Source organism: Pseudomonas sp. EGD-AK9, assembly GCF_000465935.2.
Lineage (GTDB): Bacteria > Pseudomonadota > Gammaproteobacteria > Pseudomonadales > Pseudomonadaceae > Aquipseudomonas.
This window is the reverse complement of sequence record NZ_AVOF01000168.1, coordinates 1-7,140: the sequence shown is the minus strand read 5'-3', so window position 1 is coordinate 7,140 and position 7,140 is coordinate 1. Positions and strand designations below refer to the sequence as shown.

General features: G+C 68.4%; 5 protein-coding genes. 4 read left to right on the top strand and 1 reads right to left on the bottom strand.

The features are described from left to right. Positions 1–158 precede the first annotated feature (158 nt). The gene (locus tag N878_RS09380) at positions 159–338 is read left to right on the top strand and encodes a hypothetical protein (RefSeq protein ID WP_021443408.1); all 180 of its coding nucleotides are present in this window, start codon (positions 159–161) and stop codon (positions 336–338) included. Positions 339–344: 6 nt separating this feature from the next. Here the strand turns inward: N878_RS09380 and N878_RS09375 are convergent, their stop codons facing one another. After that, a complete protein-coding gene (locus N878_RS09375) occupies positions 345–980 on the bottom strand; it encodes a TetR family transcriptional regulator (protein ID WP_031302949.1) in 636 nt (211 codons plus the stop codon). Positions 981–1,159: 179 nt separating this feature from the next. Between N878_RS09375 and N878_RS09370 the strand changes: the two genes are divergently transcribed. The 3 genes from N878_RS09370 to adeC are packed head-to-tail and all read left to right on the top strand — an operon-like array spanning position 1,160 to position 6,896. Continuing rightward, positions 1,160–2,308, top strand: coding sequence for an efflux RND transporter periplasmic adaptor subunit (locus tag N878_RS09370; protein ID WP_021443406.1), 1,149 nt, complete (start codon positions 1,160–1,162; stop codon positions 2,306–2,308). A 14-nt stretch (positions 2,309–2,322) separates the two neighbouring features. Beyond that, a complete protein-coding gene (locus N878_RS09365; RefSeq protein WP_021443405.1) occupies positions 2,323–5,466 on the top strand; it encodes an efflux RND transporter permease subunit in 3,144 nt (1,047 codons plus the stop codon). Beyond that, positions 5,463–6,896, top strand: a complete 1,434-nt coding sequence (gene adeC / locus N878_RS09360) for an AdeC/AdeK/OprM family multidrug efflux complex outer membrane factor (protein ID WP_021443404.1) — start codon at positions 5,463–5,465, stop codon at positions 6,894–6,896. Before N878_RS09365 ends, adeC begins: the two co-directional genes overlap by 4 nt. Positions 6,897–7,140: the final 244 nt, after the last annotated feature.

The following is a 7,140-nucleotide window of genomic DNA, read 5'->3' as shown; positions in this document are numbered from 1 at the left end:
CGAACCGCTGCCGGTGAGTCTGCGCCTGGCCACCGGCAGCGAACCGCGCCACGGCCTGCACGGCAGCCTGCGCGCCGATGGTCGGCTGCTTGATCCAGGTCAGGAAACTGCCACGCCGGCGGACTAAGATTGCTGCTCCCCCCAAGAGGTGGTGCAGCATGAACATCCTCATTCAGCCGCTGAACAAGACCGGCCAGACCCTCTGGCAGGTACGTCTGGATCAACACAGCGTGAGCTTTCGCAGCGAAGGCGAGGCCCGCCAGTTCGTCGCCACCCTCGAGGCGCGCCTGCGCGCGCCACATGCCCTGCCCTGGCGGCAGCACAGCCAGGCGAGCTGAAGCAGCCTAGGCCGGGCTGCGCAATGCCGGGCTGCTGCGCAGCATGTCCAGCACCGCGTCCACCAGCGCCGGCGCCTGCGCGGCCAGGTCGAAATCGGGCACCAGCAGCCAGTTGGCTTCCACCCCTTCCATGTAGGCGTGCAGGCACACCGCCGCGCGCCGGCAATCCAGCTGCGCCGGCAACTGGCCGCGGCTCACCGCGTTGCCCAGGGCCCTGGCGATGCGCTGGTCGCACTCGGCGCTGAGCGCCTGCAGGCGTTCGCGCAGGCCGACCAGCTCGCCGGTGTACTCGCATTTGTAACGCAGGATGTCGTGGATGCGCCGGCTCTGCGCGTCCTGCGCCAGGCGGGTAAGGGCCTTGACCAGCAGTTCGCGCATGCAGCCCAGCGGGTCCGGCTCGTCCTCGCTCTCGCTGGCCCGGGCCAGTTCTTCCAGCGGCAGACGCAGGCGTTCGAGCATGGCCTGGAACAGGTCCAGCTTGTTGTCGAAATGCCAGTAGATGGCGCCGCGGCTGACCCCGGCGGCCTTGGCCACTTCCGCCAACGAGGCGCGCGAAACGCCCTGGGCGTGGAACACCCGTTCGGCGGCATCGAGTATCTGCACCCGCGTCGCCTCGGCTTCTTCTTTGGTTCGTCTGACCATTTTCCGCGCCTACCTGTATCGCCCAATAGCCGCTCGCTAGAGCGCCGGGCTGGAGTATGAAGGCAGTTTTAGGCATTTACAAACATTCACGTACGTAAGTATATTCGCCGCCATTGGTTCTCAGTTACTGCCCTCCCCGCCCCTTCGGGCACCAGATTCGACAAACGAGGTCACCTCAGATGCACACGAAGCCAGCCTTCGCCGTCATGGTTTCCGCCATTGCTGCGGCCCTGCTCAGCCTCTCCGGCTGCCAGGAAGCCAGCGCCCCGCAGACCCAACAGGCCCCCGAAGTCGGGGTGGTGACGCTGCAAGCGCAACCCTACGCCCTGACCAGCGAACTGCCGGGCCGCACCAGCGCCTACCGCATCGCCGAGGTGCGCCCGCAGGTGGCCGGCATCATCCAGAAGCGCCTGTTCACCGAGGGCAGCGAGGTCAAGGCCGGTCAGCAGCTGTACCAGATCGATGCGGCCAGCTATCAGGCCAGCTTCAAGAGCGCCCAGGCCACCCTGCTGTCGGCCAGCGCGCTGGCCGAGCGCTACAAGCTGCTGGTGGCCGACCAGGCCGTCAGCCAGCAGGCCTACGACGAGGCGCGCGCCGCCAGCCTGCAGGCCGAGGCGGCGCTGGAGCAGGCGCGCATCGACCTGCGCTACACCAAGGTGCTGGCGCCGATCGGCGGCCGCATCGGCCGATCCGCAGCCAGCGAGGGCGCCCTGGTGAGCAACGGCCAGAGCGCCGCCCTGGCCACCATCCAGCAGCTCGACCCGATCTACGTCGACGTCACCCAGTCGAGCAAGGAGCTGCTGCGCCTGCGCCGCGACCTGGCCAGCGGCCAGCTGCAGAAGGCCGGCGACGGCGGCGCCAGGGTCGCGCTGAAACTGGAGGACGGCAGCCGCTACGCCCACGAGGGCAGCCTGGAGTTCTCCGAGGTGGCGGTGGACGAAGGCACCGGCTCGGTGACCCTGCGCGCGGTGTTCCCCAACCCCGACCACCTGCTGCTGCCGGGCATGTTCGTGCATGCCGAGCTGCTCTCAGGGGTCAAGCGCGACGCCATCCTCGCCCCGCAGCAGGGCGTGACGCGCAACCTCAAGGGCGAGCCGGTGGCGCTGGTGGTGGACGCCGAAGGCAAGGTCGAGCAGCGCCTGCTCAAGGCCGAGCGCACCGCCGGCAACGCCTGGCTGGTCGAGGAAGGCCTGGCCGAGGGCGACCGCCTGATCACCGAGGGCCTGCAGTTCATCCAGCCCGGCACCCAGGTCAAGACCGTGCCGGCGCGCAATATCAAGGCCGACGAGGTGGCGCAGGACGCCGCCCCGGGCAACGGCAAGGGCTAACGGAGCGCCACTGAATGTCCAGATTCTTTATCGACCGGCCGATCTTCGCCTGGGTCATCGCCCTGGTGATCATGCTGGCCGGCGGCCTGTCCATCCTCAAGCTGCCGATCAACCAGTACCCGAGCATCGCCGCGCCCGCGGTGGGCATCAGCGTCAGCTACCCCGGCGCCTCGGCGCAGACGGTGCAGGACACCGTGGTGCAGGTGATCGAGCAGCAGCTCAATGGCATCGACGGGCTGCGCTACATCAGCTCGTCGAGCAACTCCGACGGCAGCATGGAAATCACCGTGACCTTCGAGCAGGGGGTCAACCCGGACATCGCCCAGGTGCAGGTGCAGAACAAGCTGCAGCTGGCCACTCCGCTGCTGCCGCAGGAAGTGCAGCAGCAGGGCATCCGCGTGACCAAGGCGGTGAAGAACTTCCTGCTGGTGATCGGCGTGGTCTCCACCGACGGCAGCATGAGCAAGGACGACCTGGCCAACTACATCGTCTCCAACCTGCAGGACCCGATCTCGCGGACCAAGGGCGTCGGCGACTTCCAGGTGTTCGGCGCGCAGTACGCCATGCGCATCTGGCTCGACCCGGCCAAGCTCAACGCCTTCCAGCTGACCCCGGTGGACGTGCGCAACGCGATCCAGGCGCAGAACGTGCAGATTTCCTCCGGTCAGTTCGGCGGCCTGCCCGCCTCGCCGGGCAACCAGCTCAACGCCACCATCATCGGCAAGACCCGCCTGCAGACCCCCGAGGAGTTCCGCAACATCCTCCTCAAGGTCGAGACCGATGGTTCCCAGGTGCGCCTGGGCGACGTCGCCAAGGTCGAGCTGGGCGGCGAGAACTACGCCATCAGCGCGCAGTTCAACGGCATGCCGGCCTCCGGCCTGGCGGTCAAGCTGGCCACCGGCGCCAACGCCCTGGACACCGCCAAGGCGGTGCGCGAGACCATCGCCACGCTGGAACCGTTCTTCCCCGCGGGCATGGAGGTGGTCTTCCCCTACGACACCACGCCGGTGATCTCGGCCTCCATCGAGGGGGTGGTGCACACCCTGTTCGAGGCCATCGTCCTGGTGTTCCTGGTGATGTTCCTGTTCCTGCAGAACCTGCGCGCCACCATCATCCCCACCCTGGCGGTGCCGGTGGTGCTGCTCGGCACCTTCGGCGTGCTGGCGGCGTTCGGCTTCTCCATCAACACCCTGACCATGTTCGCCATGGTCCTGGCCATCGGCCTGCTGGTGGACGACGCCATCGTGGTGGTGGAAAACGTCGAGCGGGTGATGCGCGAGGAAGGCCTGTCGCCGCTGGAGGCCACGCGCAAGTCGATGGGCCAGATCCAGGGCGCGCTGGTGGGCATCGCCCTGGTGCTGTCGGCGGTGTTCCTGCCGATGGCCTTCTTCGGCGGCTCCACCGGGGTGATCTACCGGCAGTTCTCCATCACCATCGTCTCGGCCATGGCCCTGTCGGTGCTGGTGGCACTGATCTTCACCCCGGCGCTGTGCGCGACCCTGCTCAAGCCCATCGCCAAGGGCGAGCACCACGAGAAGAAGGGGTTCTTCGGCTGGTTCAACCGCAAGTTCGAGCGCAGCTCGGACGCCTACCAGCGCGGCGTGACCGCCATGCTCAAGCGCAAGGCGCCGTACCTCGTGCTGTACCTCGCCATCGTCGCTGTGATGGCCTTTATGTTCACCCGCATTCCCACCGCCTTCCTCCCCGAGGAAGACCAGGGCGTGCTGTTCGCCCAGGTGCAGACCCCGGCCGGCTCCAGCGCCGAGCGCACCCAGGCGGTGGTCGACGAGATGCGCCAGTACCTGCTGGACGAGGAAAGCAGCACGGTGAAATCGGTGTTCACCGTCACCGGCTTCAACTTCGCCGGTCGCGGGCAGAGCTCGGGCATGGCCTTCATCATGCTCAAGCCCTGGGGTGAACGGCCCGGCGCGGAGAACGGCGTGGCCGCCCTGGCGCAGCGCGCGCAGCAGCACTTCTTCAGCTTCCGCGACGCCATGGTGTTCGCCTTCGCCCCGCCGGCGGTGATGGAGCTGGGCAACGCCACCGGCTTCAACCTGTTCCTCCAGGATCAGGCCGGCGTCGGCCACGAGGTGCTCAACCAGGCGCGCGACCAGTTCCTCCAGCTGGCCAACCAGCACCCGACGCTGACCAGCGTGCGCGCCAACGGCCTGCGCGACGAGCCGCAGTACCAGCTGCTGATCGACGACGAGAAGGCCAGCGCCCTCGGCCTGTCGCTGGCGGACATCAACAACACCCTGTCGATCGCCTGGGGCGCCAGCTACGTCAACGACTTCATCGACCGCGGCCGGGTGAAGAAGGTCTACCTGCAGGGCGTGTCCTCGGCGCGCATGAGCCCGGAAGACCTGAACAAGTGGTACGTGCGCAACGCCGCCGGGCAGATGGTGCCGTTCAGCGCCTTCGCCAGCGGCGAGTGGACCTACGGCCCGCCCAAGCTGAGCCGCTACAACGGCGTGTCGGCGGTGGAAATCCTCGGCGCGCCGGCGCCCGGCTTCAGCTCGGGCGACGCCATGGCCGCGGTGGAGGAAATCGCCAAGCAGCTGCCCGAAGGCGTCGGCTACGCCTGGACCGGGCTGTCCTACGAGGAACGCCTGTCCGGCTCGCAGGCCCCGGCGCTGTATGCCCTGTCGCTGCTGGTGGTGTTTCTGTGCCTGGCGGCGCTGTACGAGAGCTGGTCGATCCCGTTCTCGGTGATGCTGGTGGTGCCGCTGGGGATCATCGGCGCGCTGCTGGCCACCTACGGCCGCGGGCTGTCCAACGACGTGTTCTTCCAGGTCGGCCTGCTCACCACCATCGGCCTGTCGGCGCGCAACGCGATCCTCATCGTCGAGTTCGCCAAAGCCCAGTACGAGCAGGGCATGAGCTTCACCGAGGCGGCCATCGAGGCCTGCCGCATGCGTCTGCGCCCGATCGTCATGACCTCGCTGGCGTTCATCCTCGGCGTGCTGCCGCTGGCCATCGCCAGTGGCGCCGGTGCCGGCAGCAAGCACGCCATCGGCACCGGGGTGATCGGCGGCATGCTCAGCGCGCTGGTGCTGGCGATCTTCTGGATTCCGCTGTTCTACGTGCTGGTCTGCTCGCTGTTCGAGAAGAAGAAAACCGAGCCGGCCGGCGAAACCGAAAAGGAGGCGCTGCAGTGAGGCAGTCCCTGTTGACCCTGGCCGTGACCGCCGCCCTGCTCGGCGGCTGCAGCCTGATTCCCGATTACCAGCGCCCGGACGCCCCACTGGCCGCCGACTGGCCGCAGGGCGAGGCCTATGGCAGCGCCGCGGCCGAAGGCGAACGCGCCGCCGCCGACCTGCAGTGGCGCGAGTTTTTCCGCGACCCGGCGCTGCAGCAGCTGGTGCAGCTGGCGCTGGAAAACAACCGCGACCTGCGCGTGGCCGCACTCAACGTCGAGGCCTACCGCGCGCTGTACCGCATCCAGCGCAGCGAGCTGCTGCCTTCTGTCTCTGCCGTTGGCAGCGGCACCCGCCAGCGCCTACCGGCCGACCTCAGCCAGAACGGCGCGGCCAGCACCGGCGGCCAGTACAGCGCGACCCTGGGGGTGAATGCCTGGGAGCTGGATTTCTTCGGCCGCATCCGCAGCCTCAACGAGCAGGCGCTGGAACAGTACCTGGCCACCGAACAGGCGGCGCGCAGCACCCAGATCAGCCTGGTGGCCAGCGTCGCCAGCGCCTACCTGCAATGGCAGGCCGATCTGGCCCTGCTGCAGCTGACCCGGGACACGCTAGCGACCTACGAAGACAGCTACCGCCTGACCCAGCGCAGCTTCGACGTCGGCGTCGCCGACGCCCTGGCCCTGAGCCAGGCGCGCAGCGCGGTGGACAGCGCGCGGGTGAGCCTGGCGCAGTACCAGCGCCTGGTGGCGCAGGATCGCAACGCCCTGACCCAGCTGCTCGGCACCGGCCTGCCGGACGACCTGCCGCAGGGCCTGGCGCTGGACGCCGAGCTGCTCGAGAGCGTGCCGGCCGGGCTGCCGTCGGATCTGCTGCAACGGCGCCCCGACCTGCTGCAGGCCGAGCACCAGCTCAAGGCGGCCAACGCCAATATCGGCGCGGCGCGCGCGGCCTTCTTCCCCAGCGTCAGCCTCACCGCCAATGCCGGCACCGCCAGCAGCCAGCTGTCCGGGCTGTTCGACGGCGGCTCCGGCACCTGGCTGTTCCAGCCCAGCATCAGCCTGCCGATCTTCAACGCCGGGCGCCTGCGCGCCAACCTCGACTACGCCGAGCTGCAGAACGACATCCAAGTGGCGCAGTACGAGAAGGCCATCCAGGTCGCCTTCCAGGAAGTCGCCGACCGCCTCGCCGCCCGCACCACCTACCGCGAGCAGCTGGCGGCCCAGCGCGCCCTGCTGGACACCACCGAGACCTACTACCAACTGGCCGAACGCCGCTACCGCACCGGGGTCGACAGCTACCTGACCCTGCTCGACGCCCAGCGCCAGCTGTTCAGCGTGCGCCAGCAACTGATCGGCGACCGCCTGGCCCAGCTCGCCAGCGAAGTGGAACTGTACAAGGCCCTTGGCGGCGGCTGGAACGCCGATACGGGCACGGCCCCGCATGGTTGATCGCGCGTAACCCGCATCACGGACGAGCCTTATCCCACGCGCCGCCCCCGCAGTTATTGCGGGGGCGTTTTTCTATTCAGGCCATACGCGCGGTAGCTGTCGATACGTCGATCTACCCATTCGCCCGTCCGGGGAGAGGGGGTAGCCCGCACCGACGCCCCTCTTATCAACCGGCATAGTGCCGACTCCGCCAGGCGAAGGCGCAGGTCCCGGCGCCGCACAGCGCGATCACCAGGGCCATGGG